This window comes from Pseudomonas sp. Irchel s3h17, from assembly GCF_900187505.1.
GTDB lineage: Bacteria > Pseudomonadota > Gammaproteobacteria > Pseudomonadales > Pseudomonadaceae > Aquipseudomonas.
This window is the reverse complement of record NZ_FYDL01000004.1, coordinates 369475-387152: the sequence shown is the minus strand read 5'-3', so window position 1 is coordinate 387152 and position 17678 is coordinate 369475. Positions and strand designations below refer to the sequence as shown.

The window sequence follows — 17678 nt, the reverse complement described above, 5'->3', positions numbered from 1 at the left end:
CCTCTGAAAGACCGCCATCGCCTGGTCAGGGCGCGCTACGCACGCCAGCGGGAGCAAGCTCCCTCGCCACAGGCCTATGGGAGCAACAGCCTTGATCACCTGGGATGAAGTGCCGAACACCTGCCCCGTGGCGAGCGAGCTTGCTCGCGCTGGGCTGTGCAGCAGCCCCAAAGCCGGTAAACCGAGGTCGTTCTGAACGACCGCCATCGCCTGGTCAGGGCGCGCTGCGCACGCCAGCGGGAGCAAGCTCCCTCCGCCACAGGCCTATGGGAGCAACAGCCTTGATCACCTGGGATGAAGTGCCGAACACCTGCCCCGTGGCGAGCGAGCTTGCTCGCGCTGGGCTGTGCAGCAGCCCCAAAGCCGGTAAACCAGGTCGTTCTGAACGACCGCCATCGCCTGGTCAGGGCGCGCTGCGCACGCCAGCGGGAGCAAGCTCCCTCGCCACAGGCGCGTTCACGTTCGATTGCGTGGCGCGTCACTACACAGCCCTGTCTTCCCGCCCGCGCAGCAGCATGTTCGGCATGGCGATCGCCGCCGCCAGCCCCAGTAGCGAAACCCCCGCACTGACCATCAACAAATGCCTGAAGGTCAGCAGCAACTCGCCGCGCAAGGCGTCTTGCGCATCGCCCGGTGCTGCGTTCAATCCGTCGAGGAGCACGTTCCCGGAGTGACCTTCGCCGATCAGTGAGGCGCCGGTCAGGTGAGCGAAGCTCGAGTCCTGCAACAGCGCGAGCAGCAACGCCGACATCAAGGCGACCCCCACCGCGCCGCCGAGCGAACGAAACAGGTTGGTGGTGCTGGTGGCAACGCCGATGTCCCGTTGCGCGACCGAGTTTTGCGTGCCCACCAGGGAGGTCGGGAACTGCATGCCGGCGGCGATACCGCTGAGCAGCATGAACAGGCTGCTGAGGACCACCGCGTGCGGCGAGCTGAAGGCCATGCCGAGGATCGCGAGCGGAGTGAGCGCCGCGCCAGTCAGGATCATCGGTTTGTAGCGACCGGTCACCGACGTCCTGCGCCCGGCATAGTAGGCCCCCATCGGCAAGCCCATCGCCAGGGGCAACAGGTGCAGCGCAGCGCTGTCGGCACCGGCACCGGTGACGCTCTGGAAGCGCAGCGGCATCAGCACGATCAGCGAAATCGCTTGAAAACTGGTGAAGAAAATCGTGCACCAGCACAGGACCGCGTTGCGGTTGGCGAACAGGTGCATGGGCAGCAGCGGCTCGGGAGCTCGACGCTCATGCCCGACGAACAACGCCAGGCCCAGCACCGCGCACAGCAGCAGTGCGAGGACTTCACCGCTGCGCCAGGAATGACCCTGGCCCACCTCGGTGATGCCCAGCAACAAGGCGGTCAGGCCAAGGATCATCAACAGCGTGCCCAGATAGTCGATCACCGGCTTGCGGTGCGGCACCGGCAACCCCACCAGCGTGCGATTGGCCACCAGCCAGGCGCCGACGCCCAGCGGCAGGTTGATCAGAAACACCCAGCGCCACGACAGGTACTCGGTCATGTAGCCGCCGAGTACCGGGCCGGCCACGCTGGCCACCGCGTACATGCTGCTGAAGTAGCCCTGATAACGTCCGCGTTCACGGGGGGGCACGATGTCACCGATGATCGCCTGGCTGACCGAAATCATCCCGCCGGCCCCGATGCCCTGGATGATCCGCGCCAGTACCAGCTGCTCCATGCTCTGGGCGATGCCACAGAACAGCGAGGCCAGGGTGAACAGTCCCATGCCGAACAGCATGAGCTTGCGCCGGCCATACAGGTCGCCAAGCTTGCCGTAGATCGGTACCGCGACGGTCATCGCCACCATGTAGCCGGAGATCACCCAGGCGAGCAGGCTGACGTCCTTGAATTGCGCGGAAATGGCCGGCATCGACACGGCGACGATGGTCTGGTCCAGCGCCCCGAGAAAGATTGCCAGCATCAAGGCAATCAACACGCTGCGAATGGCCGGTCTGGAGGTGTCGGGCGGGTTCAGATGGGTCACGGGTAAACCTGCGGGCAGTGATTGACCCGCAGGGAGCATGGCGAGCGGGGATGCTCGGCAGTTTAAGTCGGTAGGAAGCTATTCGATAGCCTCATAAGGAAGGCCGACGTAATTTTCGGCGATGGTCTTGCGCCCGGCCTCGGAGTCGACGAAGTACTCCAGTTCCGATTCGCTGATGCGCTGGCTGAAGGCGTCGCTGTCTTCGAAGGTATGGAGCATCGAGGTCATCCACCAGGAGAATCGCTCGGCCTTCCACACTCGGCGCAGGCAGATTTCGGAGTACTTTTCCAGCAAGTCGGTACGGCCGTCACGCAACACCTTGAGCAGGATGTTGAACAGGGTGCTGACATCGCTGGCCGCCAGGTTCAGCCCCTTGGCACCGGTTGGCGGGACGATGTGCGCGGCATCGCCGACCAGGAACATGCGCCCGTACTGCATCGGTTCGACCACAAAGCTGCGCAGCGGCGCGATGCTTTTTTCGATGGACGGACCGGTCACCAGGCGTTCGGCAAGCGCCGAGGGCAGGCGTGCTTTCAACTCATCCCAGAAGCGCTGGTCGGACCAGTCCTCCACTTTTTCCTCGGTCGGTACTTGCACGTAGTAGCGAGTGCGGGTGGGTGAACGCATGCTGCACAAGGCAAAGCCACGAGCATGCCGGGCATAGACCAGTTCTTCGTGGACGGGCGGGGTGTCGGCGAGGATGCCCAGCCATCCGAACGGATACACCCGCTCGAAGACCTTCAAACTGTCGGCGGGAATCGATTGGCGAGCGACGCCATGGAACCCGTCGCACCCGGCGATGTAGTCGCAATCCACGCGCCAGGTCTCGCCATCCTTTTCAAACGTCAGGAAAGGCTCGTCGGATTTCATGCCGTGGGGCACGACGTTGTGGGCTTCGTACAGGGTCGTGGCCCCGGCGTTCTGACGAGCAATCATCAAGTCGCGGGTGACTTCGGTCTGGCCATAGATCATCACCGTCTTGCCGCCGGTCAGGGCGTGCAGGTCGATGTGCACCTGGCGCTCGCCCAAGGCCAACTGAAAGCCGCCATGCACCAGCCCTTCGGCGTCCATGCGCTGGCTGACCCCGGCCTGGCGCAGCAGGTCGACCATGCCTTGTTCCAGGACGCCGGCGCGGATTCGTTGTTGTACGTAGTCAGGTGTCTGGCGTTCGACAATCACGGTGGCGATGCCGGCGTTGTGCAGCAACTGGCCGAGCAGCAGGCCAGAGGGGCCGGCGCCGATAATGGCGACTTGGGTCTTGAGAATTTTCATTGTTGTTATGGCTCGCAAGCTTCACGCGGACAACGCCGGTGAATGGTTATTCAGAATCGAGTGCTTGCATTTTTCGCTTGTGAGTCTGTCAATTGAAGGTGAAAACTGAGCCGATACCTGTACATTTCGCCAATCGGGGCGATTATCGCCCGTTATGCTGAGGCCTGGACTGAAGTTATGAACAAGCCTGCGATTCCTGTGTTCAAGCTCTATGGTGAAAGTCTGGACTGGCCGACCCCGGACTTGCTGCATTGTGAAACCATCTCCAAGCGCAGCCGCGAACACCACTGGGAAATCAAACCCCATCGGCACGCCGATTTATGTCAGTTGCTGTTTGTATTCAAAGGCCAGGCAGAGCTGGAGATCGAAGGCCAGCGTACCCTGCTCAACGAAGCCGCGATCCAGATCCTGCCGCCACTGTCCGTGCATGGTTTTCGCTTCCATGAAGACGTTGAAGGGTTTGTGGTGACGCTGGCGGCACCGCTGGTGGCTCACCTGCAAGCGCAACTCGGCAACTCGGTGAATGCCTTGGCGCAGGCCGCCAGCTACCCCGCCGGTGGCGAAGCCGATTACCTGAACAGCCTGTTCAGTGCCTTGCAGAATGAGTACACCGGGCATCAACCGGCGCGTGAAATGCTCATGCATTCGCTGGTCAGCGTCATCATGGTGTGGGTCAGCCGACAGGTGATCCAGCGCCGAGCGGCCAACCAGCGGCCCCAGCGCGCGCGGGAGTACCTCAATGGGTACATTCAGCTGGTGGAAGAAAACTATCGGCAGCACATCAAGGTCGAGGACCTGGCGCACCGGCTGGGGATCTCCGTGTCCCATCTCAATGGCACGTGCCGCGAGCTGGCGGGGCAGCCGGCGCTGCAGATCATGCACGAGCGCCAGTTGCTGGAGGCCAAGCGTTTGTTGACCTACACCAGCATGACCATCTATGAGATGTCCGATTGGCTGGGCTTTTCCGATCCGACCAACTTCACGCGGCTGTTCCGGCGGCGTGTCGGGATCTCGCCCAAGGCATTTCGCGATGGCTTGAAGTCCGATCAGGGCAGCGACGACTGAGACGGTCCGTTACCTGAGGGAGTTCAGGGTTGCGTTGTGTGGAATGCACTGGTCGACACTACAGCTGGCGGTGACCCTGGGTTGTTGTCGGGCTTGCTCGACCCGGTAGGCAGCGGTGCCATACAACGCCAGGGTGGCGGTGCAGGTAATGAAAATGGCGAGGTATCTTCTTGTTCTGATGTTCATGGCGTTGACCTCTGAACGAATACCCGTGGGTATTACTGTCAGCATAGGTCAGGCGCAGGGACTTGCCATGCAAGCGGCCCTCGCGTGTAGCCGGGTATTCAGGGCCGTGATGTCGAAAACGATCATGGCCCAAAGCACCTACAGGTTCGCGTCCCATTGCGGAATTTCCGGGAACCGCGCCACCAGGAAATCCAGCATGCTGCGCAACGCCGCCGGCATGTGTTTGCGTGATGCATAGACCGCATACATGTTCATCTGCCGGGGCTCGGCATGGGGCAGCAGGCGCACCAGTTCGCCGCTGTGAATGTGCACGTAGGCCTGATAGCTCGGCAGCATCGCCACCCCGGCACCAGCCATGGCCGCACGCAGCAAGGTGCTGGCTTCGTTGGCGCTGATGTTGCCTTGCACCGGTACCGAGACCTGCTCGCCATCCTGTTCGAAATGCCAGAGGCTTTTGCCGAAGTAGGAGTGGGTCAGGCAATTGTGCAGGCGCAGGTCTTCCACCCGCAGGGGTGTCGGGTGTTCGCGCAGGTAAGCGGGGGAGGCACAGATCACCGAGCGGCAGACGGTCAGGCGCCGGGCGATCAGGTTCGGGTCCAGGTCGTTGCTGGTGCGGATCGCCAGGTCGATGCGCTCGTCCACCAGGTTCACCGTGCGGTCGAGCATCTGCAGGTCAATGCTGACACCGGGAAAGCGCTTGACGTAGGCGGCCACGGCGTCGGCCAGTTGCGCCTGGCCGAAGGAGGTGCTGACGCTGATCCGCAGCAAGCCCCGTGGCGTATCGTCCGGTTCGCTCACCACGGCCTGCATGTCGCTCGACAAGTCGAGCATCTGCCGACAACGCGGCAGGATTTCGCTGCCGGCAGCGGTCAGGCTCAGTTTGCGCGTGGTGCGGTGCATCAACCGCGCACCGACCCAGTCTTCCAGTTCCGCCAGGTAGCGCGAGACCACCGGGCGTGACAGGTCCAGATGATCCGCCGCGGCCGACTGGCTGCCCAGGTCGACCACCGTGACGAATACCCGCATTGCTTGAAGACGATCCATGATTTGCCCGCTTTCAGAAACAAACTATGTCCAAGCATCGCATTTTTTGTACTGAGTCAGGCAACTAAGCTCTGTCCCATCGCCAGATACGGCCAACGGAACACGGAGCACCACCATGATCGGCTTCACTTCGCTCAAGCGTCTTTTACTCGCCACCGCCACCCTGGGTTTCTTGGCTCATGCGGCCGCCGCCACGCCCGCGTTGACCCTGGATGTCTACAACCCAGGTACCGCCGCGATTTTCCCGGTGACCTCGGTACTGGTCAGCGGTGAGCGCGAAGCGATTCTGGTGGACGCACAGTTTGGTCAATCCCAGGCCGAGCAAGTGGTGGAAAAAATCCGCGCCAGCGGCAAGCAACTGACCACCATTTACATCAGCCATGGCGACCCGGACTACTACTTTGGCCTGGACACGATTACCGCGGCGTTTCCCAAGGCCAAGGTGCTGGCGTCGCAGCCTACGGTCGATCACATCAAGGCAACCGTTGCCGGCAAGGTTGCGTTCTGGGGGCCGAAAATGGGCGCTGACGTACCGGCCAGAACCATCGTCCCGGGTGTGCTCAAGGGCGATAGCCTGATCCTGGAAGGCAAGCCACTGGAGATCATCGGCCTGGACGGCCAGCAACCGGATCGCAGTTTTGTCTGGATCCCGTCGATCAAGGCCGTGGTTGGCGGCGTGGTGGTGGCAGACAACATCCACGTGTGGATGGCCGATACGCAAACCTCACAGTCCCATGCGGATTGGCTGACGACCCTGAACACTATTGAGCGCCTGAAACCCGAGACTGTCGTTCCCGGCCACTACCTGGGTGACAGCGCCCGGTCGCTGGCAGCCGTGCATTTCACCGCCGACTACATCAAGGCATTCGATGAAGAAACAGCCAACGCCAAGGATTCCGCCGAGCTGATCGGCGCCATGAAAAAACGTTACCCGACCCTGGGCGAAGAAAGCTCCCTGGAGCTGAGTGCCAAAGTCGCCAAGGGCGAAATGAAGTGGTAACTCGTGTTCACCGAGTAACTGAATGATCGTTCCCACGCTCGCGTGGGAATGCCGCCAGTGACGCGCTGCGTCACACCCGAACTTGGAGTACTGTTCATGAGCAAGATCGCAATCATTGGTGCCACCGGTCGTGCCGGCAGCCAGCTGCTGGAAGAGGCCCTGCGTCGTGGTCACAGCATCACCGCCATCGCCCGCGACACCTCGAAACTCAGCCCGCGCCCTGGAGTGGTGAGCAAGAACGTGGACGTTCTCGATGCCGCTGCCTTGCAAGCGGCAGTGGCTGGCCATGACCTGGTGATCAGCGCCGCACACTTCGCGACCATCCCCTCCAGCGCCATCATCGATCCGGTGAAGCAAGCCGGGGTCAAGCGCCTGCTGGTGGTCGGTGGCGCCGGCTCGCTGCTGCTGCCAACCGGCACCCGGGTCATCGATAGCCCGGACTTTCCGGCTGAGTACAAGGCCGAGGCCAGTGCCGGCGCGGTATTCCTCGACACCTTGCGCCAGGAGCAGGAGCTGGACTGGACCTTCCTCTCACCGTCCGCGCTGTTCGTTGAAGGCGAGCGCACCGGGACTTTTCGTATCGGCCAGGATGACTTGCTGGTGAGTGTTGAAGGCAAGAGCTGGATAACTTTCGCCGACTATGCGATTGCGATGCTCGATGAAGTGGAGAAACACGCCTATTCCCGGCAGAGATTTACGGTGGGTTACTGATTGAATATTTAAAAAGGCCACTGAGTGTAATGCCGATCAGTTAAACCAAAGACCAGCCGAACATAGTACCCGTGGCGAGGGAGCTTGCTCCCGCTGGGGCGCAAAGCGGCCCTGTTTTGGGGCTGCTACGCAGCCCAGCGGGAGCAAGCTCCCTCGCCACGGGTTTCGTGTTCGGCTTTATTTCTCTTAACTGACCGGCATTAGCCACTGAGTGGCCTTTTTGCGCGTTTATCGGAGTGGGTGTGTGCTGTTGTCGCGTCGAGTGTGTTTGTACGGGTATGGCGGAGCGTGCTGAGTAACTATAGGTTGTTTGGTCAATGTGTAATTTGTTTTAAGTGGGGTATTTTTAGATGGCTGACGGTGTTCAGGTTTAAAGTCCTACGTTGCCTGGTTCTGGTGGGCGATTGCGGATAAGGATGTTGGCGCGATACGGTTGCTTGGCAGTAAATCTGTTACTCATCGATCCAGGGAGTGCATGAGTAGCTATTTAAGTTGTGGCTGTATTTCTAATGATGCGCCGGAGGATGTATGGGACAGGATTTAGAGTTTGCCGCTAAGCAGTTGCAAGCCATAGCGGAGCAAGTTGTTCCAACGTTGGAGGGCGTTGGCGATGTGATGGAAGCCTCGAAATTCGTGCCGGTTCAGTATTTTGAGCAGGGCGCGAAAAAAAAAGATGATGAGACATTTATCGTAAAGAAGAGTCATGTGTTATCAATTAAGCGTTATGTTCGTGCGGGGCTTGCCTTGCCGGTAGATCTCAGTGAGGTTAAATCTTTTCTGGGCTATCGTGACTCGGGTTACGAAGCGCTTGAACCGGCGAGCATGCAGCAGTTACATCAGCAGATTCATCAGCATGCACTGTCATGGGCAACGCTGGAACGTAGAACAAAGGATATTGGCAATCAGTTGGATCTGTTTGCCAGTACGTTTATCAGGTCGGGCTCGATCATTATCGAGATTTTGAAAGGCAGCACAGCCTACAAAAATTTTCAGGGCAATGTTGACTCGTTGAGCGAGGATGAGAAAGCACGTTTGGCAGTTATTCCGCTTAGCATTATCGATTTAAAATGTGTTGAAAGCCTCGGAAAGGCATTGACTTGGGCGAAAAAGAATATCGCGGAGTTTTACCTGAATGTTAACAGCGTCAATGCATTGGCTATTGAGTTTTCACGCAAGATATCGGATGAGTTGTTGATTCAGGTGGCGCTCAAGCAGAAAGTTGTTGATGAGGCGCGTATTGACGGGCACGGAGAGGTTGATGAACTTCGTAAGCAATTAAAGTTACTTGACGAGGCTATTGCCGAAAAGCAATCAGAGTATGACAGTCAAGTGGGGTATGCCTTTACCGGGCTGGTGTTTGGTCCGATTGGCTTGATAGTGACCGGTGGTATATTCGGTGCCCAGGCTGAAGAAACCAGGGCGCAAAAGAATCTATTGTTAGAGCGTAAGGATGAAATGCTTGGGAAGTTGTCGAAGGCTCGTTTGTCGCAAAGCCTGATCACCCTGGCGACCAATTTTACCGAGATGCGTGCATTGATGAAGGATGCCGAGCAAGGCATCAAGTGTATCGAGGATGTATTGGGTATTGTCTGGAGTAGCCTGGGTGTGTCTCTGGAGGCGTTTGAAGACGATGCGAGTGAGTTGGATCTGATTTTGCTGGTGCTTAATCTTCAGGCTATTTTCGAGCCGTGGAAAACCATCAAGGGGCATGCCCGTGCGCTGTCAAGTGTTTTCAATCAGATTGTTGCGGACTAATTAAGTTGTTTTTTGTTCAGGGAAGAATATGGCTATGAATAACTATGGTTTTTTTGCGGTTAGTCATTATGTGGTGCCCGATACGGTTGCAATGCGGGTCGCCAAGGACCGACTGAACATGAGTGTGGCAGGTCAGGGGTTTAATTTTCTACCCTCATTGAAAGACAAGCTTGCGTTTGTCGGGAGCGAGCTGAATGACGCACATCAACAGCTGTTCGACGATATCAAGAAGGTTCATGCGTCATTGGCCAACACTGGATTCGTCGCAACGTTAACCAGCATCCAGGAGGTTCGAAGCCTCACTGATTTGTCCTCCGTATTGAAAGATGAACAAACAGGCAGGCTCCTGAATCAAGGAGTTGGGCGGGTCAGCGGTTCGCAGGTTGTGGTGGCTTCTGCCAATCGCGATCTGGCGAGGGTGGTCCGGGAGCTTGAGTCGATCAGTTTCGCTGAGTCGACCGGTAGTTTGCGTAGCGCCTTCGGTACTGAGGTGGCGGCTACTGAACGGCGCATTGAGACCGACAGGGGGGACCTTGAGAAGCTCGCTGCGGAGAAACGATTTATCGATGACGCCATTCAGCGGTTCAAGGCGCCAGGCTGGCGGTCTATCGTCAACAGTCTGTTGCCGAGCGCAGAGGAAATCGAGGCCGCGATGAAGCTGGTCGCGACTCAAAAGCCGGATAAGGAGTTCCTGCAAATGGTGCTGAACAAGCTCCAGGGAAACCTTGAGGGTGTCGACCAGGGGCGTCAGTTCACCAATCTGGCGCAAGCCAGGGATGCCGTGCGCGAGCGGACGACTATGCTCGATGCCAGCCTCAAGTCTGACGAGTCGCAAGTCCGTGAGTTGCGACGCAAGCTCCATGCACTGGATGAGCTGGACGCACTGGGTCCGGTTATCCGTAGCTGGTCGGAAGAAGTCGCCAAGGTCGCAGAGGCCTACACGCATTTTCTCCAGGCCAACAAGCCTGAGTCGATAGCGGATGTGTCGGCATTGGAAGCGACCGCCGAACGTTATGAGGTATTTCAGAGCTATTTGAAAGCCATCAAGAAAAGCTGATCCATCAAGCGAACTGAAGGTCATGCCATGCGCATGACCTTCTTTGTTTTGCAGGCATTGCACCTACACCGTCGAGCACTCATCGCGTTGTTGTGCCTGCAGTATCAGCCACTCCATCAACTCGCGCAGCTGCGGCGACGGTCCCGGCTTTTGCGGGAACACCAGGTAGTACGCCAACCCTGTGCTGACCTTCAGATCAAAGGGCATGACCAGCCGTCCGGCACTCAGGTCATCGCCGATCAATGACCAGTCGCCAATCGCCACGCCCGTACCCTGGGACGCCACCGACATGGCCAAATCCAGGGTTTCGAAATGCTGCCCCTTGCCCAGGGTATTGAGGTTGACGTCCGCCGCTTTCAGCCAGGTTTTCCAGTCCCGTTGATCACGCGTGGGGTGCAACAGCAGGTGCTTGCCCAGGTCATTCGGGCTGTGCAGCGGCACCGGGCCGTCGAGCAGCGGCCGGGAGCAGACCGGCGTCAGTTGTTCGTCAAACAGGCGCAAGGACGCCAGCGAGCTGTCCGGTGGCGCGCCGTACATGACGGCCGCGTCGAACTGTTCGCGGTGAAAGTCCACGCCGTGCTGCACGGTGGTCGTCAGCTCCACCGGCACGTCCGGGCGTTCTTTCTGCCATTGCAGCAAACGTGGCAACAGCCAGCGCATGACACAGGTTGGCGCCTTGAGTTGCAAGGTTTCACGGTGTTTGCCGACCTGTTCCACCGCCTCGTCGATCAGGCCGAACACCTGCTGGATCCGTGGCAGCCACTCCAGCCCTTCGGCGGTCAGGCTCAGCCCGCGCGCCTGACGGTGAAACAGGGCGTAACCCAAATGTTCTTCCAGACCGGCGATCTGCCGGCTCACCGCACCCTGGGTGATGTGCAACTGCTCGGCTGCCCGGGTGAAGTTGCAGCACTGGGCCGTGATCAGAAACGTGTGCAGGGCGGGAAGGGGGGGAAGTCGTTTCATGGGACGCCAAGGCATGAGGTGAGGACATGGCGAGTATGACTTTTTATCGATTGTTGCGGCTACCCGCGGACCGTTCCAATAACGCCATGACTGAGCCTCGCCGCGCACACTGGGTTGGCGCGCGGGGTCAGCGTCTCAGCAAATAAAAAGGGCAAAGACATGGCGACGTGTGGCGAAGTATTGGTCAAGTTACTCGAAGGCTACGGGGTCGAGCAGGTGTTCGGCATTCCCGGCGTGCATACCGTTGAGTTGTATCGCGGGCTGGCCCGTTCGAGCATCCACCACGTCACTCCGCGTCACGAACAGGGCGCCGGCTTCATGGCTGACGGCTATGCCCGCACCAGTGGCAAACCGGGGGTGTGCTTCATCATCACCGGTCCTGGCATGACCAATATCACCACCGCCATGGGCCAGGCCTATGCCGATTCGATCCCGATGCTGGTGATCTCCAGCGTGCAATCGCGCAGCCAATTGGGTGGCGGTCGCGGCAAGCTGCACGAGCTGCCGAACCAGGGTGCGCTGGTGGCCGGTGTGGCGGCGTTCTCCCATACGCTGATGTCGGCGGCTGAATTGCCTGGCGTGTTGGCTCGCGCCTTTGCCTTGTTCCAGGCGGGTCGCCCGCGTCCGGTGCACATCGAAATTCCCCTGGACGTGCTGGTGGAAGACGCCGACGCACTGCTCGACAGCCAGCCGGTAAACATCACTCGCGCCGGTGCCGCCCCATCGGCCGTGGCGCAAATGAGCGAGTGGCTGGCCAACGCCAAGCGTCCGCTGATCCTCGCCGGTGGCGGTGCGATCGATGCCGCTGCCGAACTGATGAAACTGGCCGAACGGCTCGACGCCCCGGTGGCACTGACCATCAACGCCAAAGGCATGCTGCCCTCGCTGCACCCGCTGCTGATCGGCTCGACCCAGACCCTGCTGGCCACTCGTGCCCTGGTGGCGGACGCCGACGTCGTGCTGGCCATCGGCACCGAACTGGCGGAAACCGACTACGACGTGACCTTTGCCGGTGGCTTCGAGATTCCGGGAGCTTTGCTGCGGGTCGACATCGATCCCGACCAGACCGTGCGCAACTACCCGCCCCAGGTAGCGCTGGTGTCCGACGCCCGGAACGCGGCGCAGGCGTTGCTCGATGGCGTGGCCAGGCATGCGCTGGCTGAACGCAGCAGCGACTGGGGCCAGGCTCGGGCGGCGACCTTGCGTGCGGAGCTCGACACGACCTGGGACGCGCCAACCCGCGCCCAGACGCTGTTCCTGAAAACCGTGCAGGACACGCTGCCTGAAGCGGTGTTTGTCGGTGATTCGACCCAACCGGTGTACACCGGCAACCTGACGTTCAACCCGGAACGTCCGCGTCGCTGGTTCAACTCGTCCACCGGCTACGGCACCCTGGGCTACGCCTTGCCAGCCGCCATCGGCGCCTGGCTCGGCGGTGGAGCCGAACGTAACGCCCGTCCGCCCGTGGTGTGCCTGATCGGCGATGGCGGCCTGCAATTCACCTTGCCGGAACTGGCCAGCGCGGTGGAAGCCCATACCCCGGTCATCGTCCTGCTGTGGAACAACCAGGGCTACGAAGAGATCAAGAAGTACATGGTCAACCGCGCCATCGAGCCGGTGGGCGTCGACATCTACACCCCGGATTTCATCACCGTGGCCAAAGGCCTGGGCTGCGCGGCACTGGCCATCAACGGCGTTGAAGAACTGCGGTCAGCCCTGCGGGCGGCGGTTGACCGTCAGGGCCCGACCCTGATCGAAATCGACCAGGCCCAGTGGATGAAGGCGGTGTCGGCATGAGCTTTCCTGTCACCTTGAATGGCCTCTACATCGACGGTCGATGGTCGGCGGGCGACGAACACCTGCGGGTCATCAACCCGGCCACCGAAGCCTTGTTGACCACGGTCAACGGCGGCGATGAACGTGCGGTCCAGCAGGCGGTGACTGCAGCCAGCGCGGCGTTTGCCGGTTGGTCGCAAACCACCGGTAGCGAGCGTGGCGCGATCCTGCGAGCCATCGCCAGCGGTGTGCAGGCTCGCCGTGAGCGCCTGATGTATTTGCAGTCGATCAACAACGGCAAGCCCCGGTTCGAAGCGGGGATCGACGTCGATGACGTGATCGCCACCTTCGACTATTACGCCGGTCTGGCCGACGCACTGGATGCCGGCCTGGACCGCACGGTCGAGCTGCCGAGCGACGACTTTGCCGCCCGCGTGCGCCGCGAGCCGTGCGGTGTGGTGGGGTTGATCGTGCCGTGGAACTTCCCGATGGTCACCACCGCCTGGAAACTCGCCCCGGCCCTGGCAGCGGGTTGCTGCGTGGTGCTCAAGCCGTCAGAAGTCACCCCGCTGGCGGAGCTGGAACTGGCGGCGATCATTGCCGAGAGCGGCTTGCCCAAGGGCGTGTTCAACCTGGTCTGCGGGACGGGCCTGGCGGTCGGTGCGCCGCTGTCGGGCGACCCACGGGTGGCAAAGATTTCCTTTACCGGCAGTAACGCGGTCGGCGTGCAGGTCATGCAGCGCGCGGCGGAAACGGTGAAGGGCGTGAGCCTGGAACTGGGCGGTAAATCCTCGTTGCTGGTGATGGCGGATGCCGACCTCGACCTGGCGGTAGAACTGGCCAGCGGCGGTGGTTTTTTCAACGCCGGGCAGATGTGTTCCGCCACCAGCCGGGTACTGGTGGCCGATGAACTGGCGGATGAATTCCTCCTGCGGCTGAAGGCCCGCGCCGAATCGATCCGGGTGGCCGATCCGTTCGACCCGGACGTGGAAATGGGCGCCCTGGTCAATCAGGCGCAGTACCAGCGGGTGCTGGGCCATATTGATCGCGGCCTGAGCGCTGGCGCCCGCCTGGTCTGTGGTGGCGGCCGTCCTGTCGATCTGCCGCGCGGTTATTTTTTGCAGCCCACGGTCTTCACCGACGTGCCCCTGGACAGTGCGCTGTGGTGTGAAGAGATTTTTGGTCCGGTGTTGTGTGTGCGCCGTTTTGCCTCTGAACAGGAGGCCATCGGGCTGGCCAACGACAGTCAGTTCGGCCTGGTCGCCAGCGTGGTCAGCCGTGATGTCGAGAATGCCGAGCGGGTCGCCAACGCCTTGCAGGCCGGGCTGGTATGGATCAACGCGCCCCAGGTGATCTTCCCGCAGACCGCTTGGGGCGGCTACAAACAGAGCAGTATCGGCCGCGAATTGGGGCCTTGGGGCTTGCAAGCGTTCCAGGAAATCAAGCACGTGATTCGCGCCGTCTGAGAGCATGAAAACGGGCCACGCATGCCTCGCGACGAGGCATGCGCTCGGGACATGGCTCCAATGATTTTTTTTCGATTGTTGCGCGTTTTGCGTGACCTCAGGATGAGCCCGAAGCCCCCGCCCAAGCCCTTGTAATCCGGGGGGCTTGCCGCGAGTCGAACAGTGCGGTCGCAAGGGATGCAGCCACCTTATACCTACAACAATAAAGGGAGTCCTCCATGGGCGAGCATGATCTGAACAGAAGACAATTCATCAAGACCGTAGGTGTCGCCTCGGTTGCCGCGGCGGCCATGAGCATGCCGTTCATCCGCGCCAGCGCCAGCGATACCCGTTTCCAGGGCAAGACCCTGCGCCTGCTGACCTGGTCCGATGACACCGGGCTTGCCGCGCTGCGCAACATTGCCGCGACCTTCGAAGCCAGGACCGGTGCCAAGGTCATCGCCGACCGCACCGGCAGTACCTCGGAGATGGTCGCCAAGCTCAAGGCCGGGGGGGATCGCCCGCAATACGACATCATCACCCTGGCCGGTGTCGGTGCCGAAGGCCTGGCCGCCGCCGGCCTGCTGGAGAAGCCCGATCTCAACCGCATTCCCAACCTGCTCGACGTACCGGAGAAATACCGCACCGGGGCCAACGGCCACGGCATTGGTTACCTGCTCTGGTGCAACAGCCTGGTCTACAGCACCCGTACCTTGAAAGAGGCCCCGGACAGCTACGCGGCGCTGTGGGACGCCGATCTGGCGCCGAACATCTTCCTGCCACCGCCGAACTGGACCGAGGCGATGGACCTGATCATCATCGCGGCGAAACTGGCGGGCGGTGACGAACACAACATCGAACCTGGCTTCAAGAAGCTCGCCGAGCTCAAGGACCGTGTCGTGACCCTGGGTGAAAACCCCAACCAGATCGCCGAACTGTTCCGCACCGGGTCCCTGGACATGGGTGGCCTGTACGCCCCGGCGTTCTTCCCGAAACAGATCCGTGACCCGGCCTATGGCCTGGGCGCCACGTTCGGGATGAAGGAAGGCTTCTACACCGACCTGATGTTGTCGGTGATGCCGAAAAACCGTCCCGGTGACACTGACCTGGCCTATGCCTTCATCGACCACTCCCTCGACCCGCTGGTGCAGGGCAAGATGGCCGAAGACATCTTCAACGGCCCGGTCAACGCCAAGGCGATCATCTCCGCCGAAGCGCGCAAGAGCCCGTACATCCTGACACCGGAGCAGATCGCCGAGAAGGCGATCATGCACGACAACGCCTTCCTGGCGAGTGTGCATGACCAATGGATTCGTCGTTACACGGAAATCTTCTCTTCCTGACGCCTGTCGTCTGGAGATCCATTGTGGTGAGGGAGCTTGCTGCCGCTCGGCTGCGTAGCAGTCGTGAAGCGGGCGGTGCGGTGTGTCAGATGAACACCGGTCAACAGGTTCCGGGGTCGCTTTGCGACCCCGCGGGAGCAAGCTCCCTCGCCACGGTTTCTCGTGCGACTCCAGGTTATTTGTTTTCCATTGACGAGACCCTTGCTATGGAACACCAACCCCTGACCCACCCGGTCGGCGCTGCTGTCGTGCGCCGTCACCTCGGCGTTTCGCCAACGCTGCGCGCCTGGATTTTCCTGACGCCCTCCATGCTGTTTCTCGGCGTGCTGATTGCCGCCAGCCTCTTGGTGCTGCGCATGAGCGTCGGCACCAAAGGCGCGGAGTGGAGCGGTTTCAGCCTGGCCAGCTACACCCAGTTGCTGGAGCCTTACTACCTCAAGTCCTTGCTGCTGACCTTGCGTCTGGCATTGATCAGCGCAGTGATCGCGGTGCTGCTGGCGATTCCGGTGGCGTACACCATGTCACGCCTGACTTCACCCTTGCTGCGCCGGGTGTTTCTGGCGGCGGTGCTGTTGCCGTTGCTGGTCAATCTGCTGCTGCAAAGTTATGGCTGGCTGGTGATCCTGGGCCCCGGTGGCATGCTCAACCAGGCCTTGATGGGGCTGGGCCTGATTCAGCGCCCGATCATGCTGCTGTACAACCAGAACGGCGTACTGATGGGGCTGGTACAAACCGCGTTTCCGTTGGCCGTCCTGCCGATTGCCAGCGCCATGCGTGGCGTGGCACGGACCTATGAAGAAGCCGCCGCGACCCTCGGCGCCAGCCGCTTGCAGGTGTTCCGCCAGGTCGTGTTGCCCATGAGCCTGCCGGGGATCATCACCGGTGCGACCCTGGTCTTCGCCTACAACGCCAGCAGTTTTGTGGTGCCGTTGCTGCTCGGTGGCCGCCGTGTGCCGATGCTGGCAGTGATGGTGCACGACCAGATTGCCCCGCTGATGAACTGGCCCGCCGCGTCCGCGGCAGGCGTGGTGTTGATCGTCACCACCCTGGCCATCATGACCCTGTCCGAATACATCACCGGCCGTCGTCGGCGCATGCTGGAGGCTTCGCAATGAGCACCTTGATCAAGAAGCGCCAGGCGCTGTTGCCCGGCGATACCGGCAGGTTTGCCGGCGTGTTGTCCGGTTTCATCCTGCTGCTGGCGGTGCTGCCGATCCTGACCATGATCGTCATGTCGTTCAGTGGCGCGTCGAACCTCGACTTCCCGCCCAGCAGCTACAGCCTGCAATGGTACAAGGCCGCCTGGCACACCTTCGTTTCGCCGGACGCCAGCGATGTGCTGAGCCTGGGCACGGCCATGAGCACCAGCCTGATGGTGTCATGCCTGACCATGATCTTCGCCACGCTCATCGCGGTGCCGGCCGCCTATGCGCTGACCCGTTGCGGGTTTCGTGGCAAGGCCGTGGCGCTGCAATTGATGTCGCTGCCGTTGGTGTTTCCGATGGTGGTGCTGGGGCTGGCCTTGCTGCTGGTGTTCGACAGCCTGCCGTTCCAGATGACCACCTCGCGGCTGGTGATTGCCCACGTGATCCTGGCCCTGCCGTTCGTGGTGAAGAACTGCACGGCGGCGATGCTTTCCATTGGCAGCGAAGTCGAAGAGGCGGCGCAGATGCTCGGTGCTTCGCCGACCCGGGCTATTTTCGATGTGGTGGTACCGCTGATGAAGTCGGGGATCCTGGCGGGGATGCTGCTGGCATTCATCGTCTCGTTCAACGAGTTCACCGTGACCTACTTCCTCTACACCATCGATGTCATGACCGTGCCGATCTGGATGTACAGCCGCACCGTGTCGTCGCTGGACCCCACCGTATTTTCGTTTGCCGTGCTGATCGTGCTGATCGACTTCGTCCTGATCTGGGCGTTGGAGAAGTTGGTCGGTGAAGGTGGCGTTTCCTTTTGATTTCAGTCTGGAAAGTGCCTGCGCTTGATCATGCTGCGTTAAAAGTCAGCTCGGAATGCTCATTGACTAAAGTCAACTACGCTTCCTCGCCGCCTTTTGCCT

Annotated in this window: 15 protein-coding genes; 10 read left to right on the top strand and 5 right to left on the bottom strand. The window is 60.7% G+C overall.

Annotated elements, in window-relative coordinates:
- Positions 1–481: 481 nt before the first annotated feature.
- Together CKW25_RS07840 and pobA are read right to left on the bottom strand one after the other, a co-directional pair.
- On the bottom strand, positions 482–1999 hold the full coding sequence (locus CKW25_RS07840; RefSeq protein ID WP_095078608.1) for an MDR family MFS transporter: 1518 nt from the start codon (positions 1997–1999) through the stop codon (positions 482–484).
- 78 nt (positions 2000–2077) lie between these two features.
- A complete protein-coding gene (pobA, locus tag CKW25_RS07835) occupies positions 2078–3271 on the bottom strand; it encodes a 4-hydroxybenzoate 3-monooxygenase (RefSeq protein ID WP_095078607.1) in 1194 nt (397 codons plus the stop codon).
- A gap of 177 nt (positions 3272–3448) precedes the next feature.
- On the opposite strand from pobA, the gene CKW25_RS07830 reads away from it, so the two are divergent.
- Positions 3449–4336: a helix-turn-helix domain-containing protein gene (locus CKW25_RS07830; protein ID WP_095078606.1), complete on the top strand. Its 888-nt coding sequence runs from the start codon at positions 3449–3451 to the stop codon at positions 4334–4336.
- 9 nt (positions 4337–4345) lie between these two features.
- Here CKW25_RS07830 and CKW25_RS26640 read toward each other — a convergent pair whose 3' ends face one another.
- Positions 4346–4522 (bottom strand): hypothetical protein, encoded by a 177-nt coding sequence (locus CKW25_RS26640; protein WP_172736434.1) that lies wholly within the window; start codon positions 4520–4522, stop codon positions 4346–4348.
- A 138-nt stretch (positions 4523–4660) separates the two neighbouring features.
- On the bottom strand, positions 4661–5566 hold the full coding sequence (locus CKW25_RS07820) for a LysR family transcriptional regulator (RefSeq protein ID WP_095078604.1): 906 nt from the start codon (positions 5564–5566) through the stop codon (positions 4661–4663).
- Positions 5567–5681: 115 nt separating this feature from the next.
- Here CKW25_RS07820 and CKW25_RS07815 point away from each other — a divergent pair, with 115 nt between their 5' ends.
- The 4 genes from CKW25_RS07815 (at position 5682) to CKW25_RS07800 (ending at position 10089) form a co-directional block, all read left to right on the top strand.
- Positions 5682–6566 (top strand): MBL fold metallo-hydrolase, encoded by an 885-nt coding sequence (locus CKW25_RS07815; RefSeq protein WP_095078603.1) that lies wholly within the window; start codon positions 5682–5684, stop codon positions 6564–6566.
- Positions 6567–6662: 96 nt separating this feature from the next.
- Positions 6663–7277: an NAD(P)-dependent oxidoreductase gene (locus CKW25_RS07810; RefSeq protein ID WP_095078602.1), complete on the top strand. Its 615-nt coding sequence runs from the start codon at positions 6663–6665 to the stop codon at positions 7275–7277.
- Positions 7278–7805: 528 nt separating this feature from the next.
- Entirely contained in the window at positions 7806–9032 is a 1227-nt protein-coding gene (locus CKW25_RS07805; protein ID WP_095078601.1) for an alpha-xenorhabdolysin family binary toxin subunit A, read from the top strand.
- Positions 9033–9066: 34 nt separating this feature from the next.
- Positions 9067–10089, top strand: a complete 1023-nt coding sequence (locus CKW25_RS07800) for an alpha-xenorhabdolysin family binary toxin subunit B (protein ID WP_143497279.1) — start codon at positions 9067–9069, stop codon at positions 10087–10089.
- Between the two features lie 63 nt (positions 10090–10152).
- Here the strand turns inward: CKW25_RS07800 and CKW25_RS07795 are convergent, their stop codons facing one another.
- Positions 10153–11052 carry a LysR substrate-binding domain-containing protein gene (locus tag CKW25_RS07795; protein WP_095078599.1) on the bottom strand — a complete coding sequence of 300 codons (900 nt, stop codon included), beginning with the start codon at positions 11050–11052 and terminating at the stop codon, positions 10153–10155.
- 159 nt (positions 11053–11211) lie between these two features.
- On the opposite strand from CKW25_RS07795, the gene CKW25_RS07790 reads away from it, so the two are divergent.
- The 5 genes from CKW25_RS07790 (at position 11212) to CKW25_RS07770 (ending at position 17576) form a co-directional block, all read left to right on the top strand.
- Positions 11212–12849, top strand: a complete 1638-nt coding sequence (locus CKW25_RS07790; RefSeq protein ID WP_095078598.1) for a 5-guanidino-2-oxopentanoate decarboxylase — start codon at positions 11212–11214, stop codon at positions 12847–12849.
- Positions 12846–14294, top strand: a complete 1449-nt coding sequence (locus tag CKW25_RS07785; protein ID WP_095078597.1) for an aldehyde dehydrogenase family protein — start codon at positions 12846–12848, stop codon at positions 14292–14294. The genes CKW25_RS07790 and CKW25_RS07785 overlap by 4 nt, the downstream gene beginning before the upstream one ends.
- A gap of 218 nt (positions 14295–14512) precedes the next feature.
- A complete protein-coding gene (locus CKW25_RS07780) occupies positions 14513–15616 on the top strand; it encodes an ABC transporter substrate-binding protein (RefSeq protein ID WP_095078596.1) in 1104 nt (367 codons plus the stop codon).
- Between the two features lie 206 nt (positions 15617–15822).
- Positions 15823–16731, top strand: a complete 909-nt coding sequence (locus CKW25_RS07775; RefSeq protein WP_095078595.1) for an ABC transporter permease — start codon at positions 15823–15825, stop codon at positions 16729–16731.
- Positions 16728–17576, top strand: coding sequence for an ABC transporter permease (locus CKW25_RS07770; protein ID WP_095078594.1), 849 nt, complete (start codon positions 16728–16730; stop codon positions 17574–17576). The genes CKW25_RS07775 and CKW25_RS07770 overlap by 4 nt, the downstream gene beginning before the upstream one ends.
- Positions 17577–17678: the final 102 nt, after the last annotated feature.

Coding starts and splice junctions, on each gene's coding strand:
- pobA (WP_095078607.1), bottom strand. CDS start 3,271: ATGAAAATTCTCAAGACCCAAGTCGCCATTATCGGCGCCGGCCCCTCT.
- CKW25_RS07830 (WP_095078606.1), top strand. CDS start 3,449: ATGAACAAGCCTGCGATTCCTGTGTTCAAGCTCTATGGTGAAAGTCTG.
- CKW25_RS26640 (WP_172736434.1), bottom strand. CDS start 4,522: ATGAACATCAGAACAAGAAGATACCTCGCCATTTTCATTACCTGCACC.
- CKW25_RS07820 (WP_095078604.1), bottom strand. CDS start 5,566: ATGGATCGTCTTCAAGCAATGCGGGTATTCGTCACGGTGGTCGACCTG.
- CKW25_RS07815 (WP_095078603.1), top strand. CDS start 5,682: ATGATCGGCTTCACTTCGCTCAAGCGTCTTTTACTCGCCACCGCCACC.
- CKW25_RS07810 (WP_095078602.1), top strand. CDS start 6,663: ATGAGCAAGATCGCAATCATTGGTGCCACCGGTCGTGCCGGCAGCCAG.
- CKW25_RS07805 (WP_095078601.1), top strand. CDS start 7,806: ATGGGACAGGATTTAGAGTTTGCCGCTAAGCAGTTGCAAGCCATAGCG.
- CKW25_RS07800 (WP_143497279.1), top strand. CDS start 9,067: ATGAATAACTATGGTTTTTTTGCGGTTAGTCATTATGTGGTGCCCGAT.
- CKW25_RS07795 (WP_095078599.1), bottom strand. CDS start 11,052: ATGAAACGACTTCCCCCCCTTCCCGCCCTGCACACGTTTCTGATCACG.
- CKW25_RS07790 (WP_095078598.1), top strand. CDS start 11,212: ATGGCGACGTGTGGCGAAGTATTGGTCAAGTTACTCGAAGGCTACGGG.
- CKW25_RS07785 (WP_095078597.1), top strand. CDS start 12,846: ATGAGCTTTCCTGTCACCTTGAATGGCCTCTACATCGACGGTCGATGG.
- CKW25_RS07780 (WP_095078596.1), top strand. CDS start 14,513: ATGGGCGAGCATGATCTGAACAGAAGACAATTCATCAAGACCGTAGGT.
- CKW25_RS07775 (WP_095078595.1), top strand. CDS start 15,823: ATGGAACACCAACCCCTGACCCACCCGGTCGGCGCTGCTGTCGTGCGC.
- CKW25_RS07770 (WP_095078594.1), top strand. CDS start 16,728: ATGAGCACCTTGATCAAGAAGCGCCAGGCGCTGTTGCCCGGCGATACC.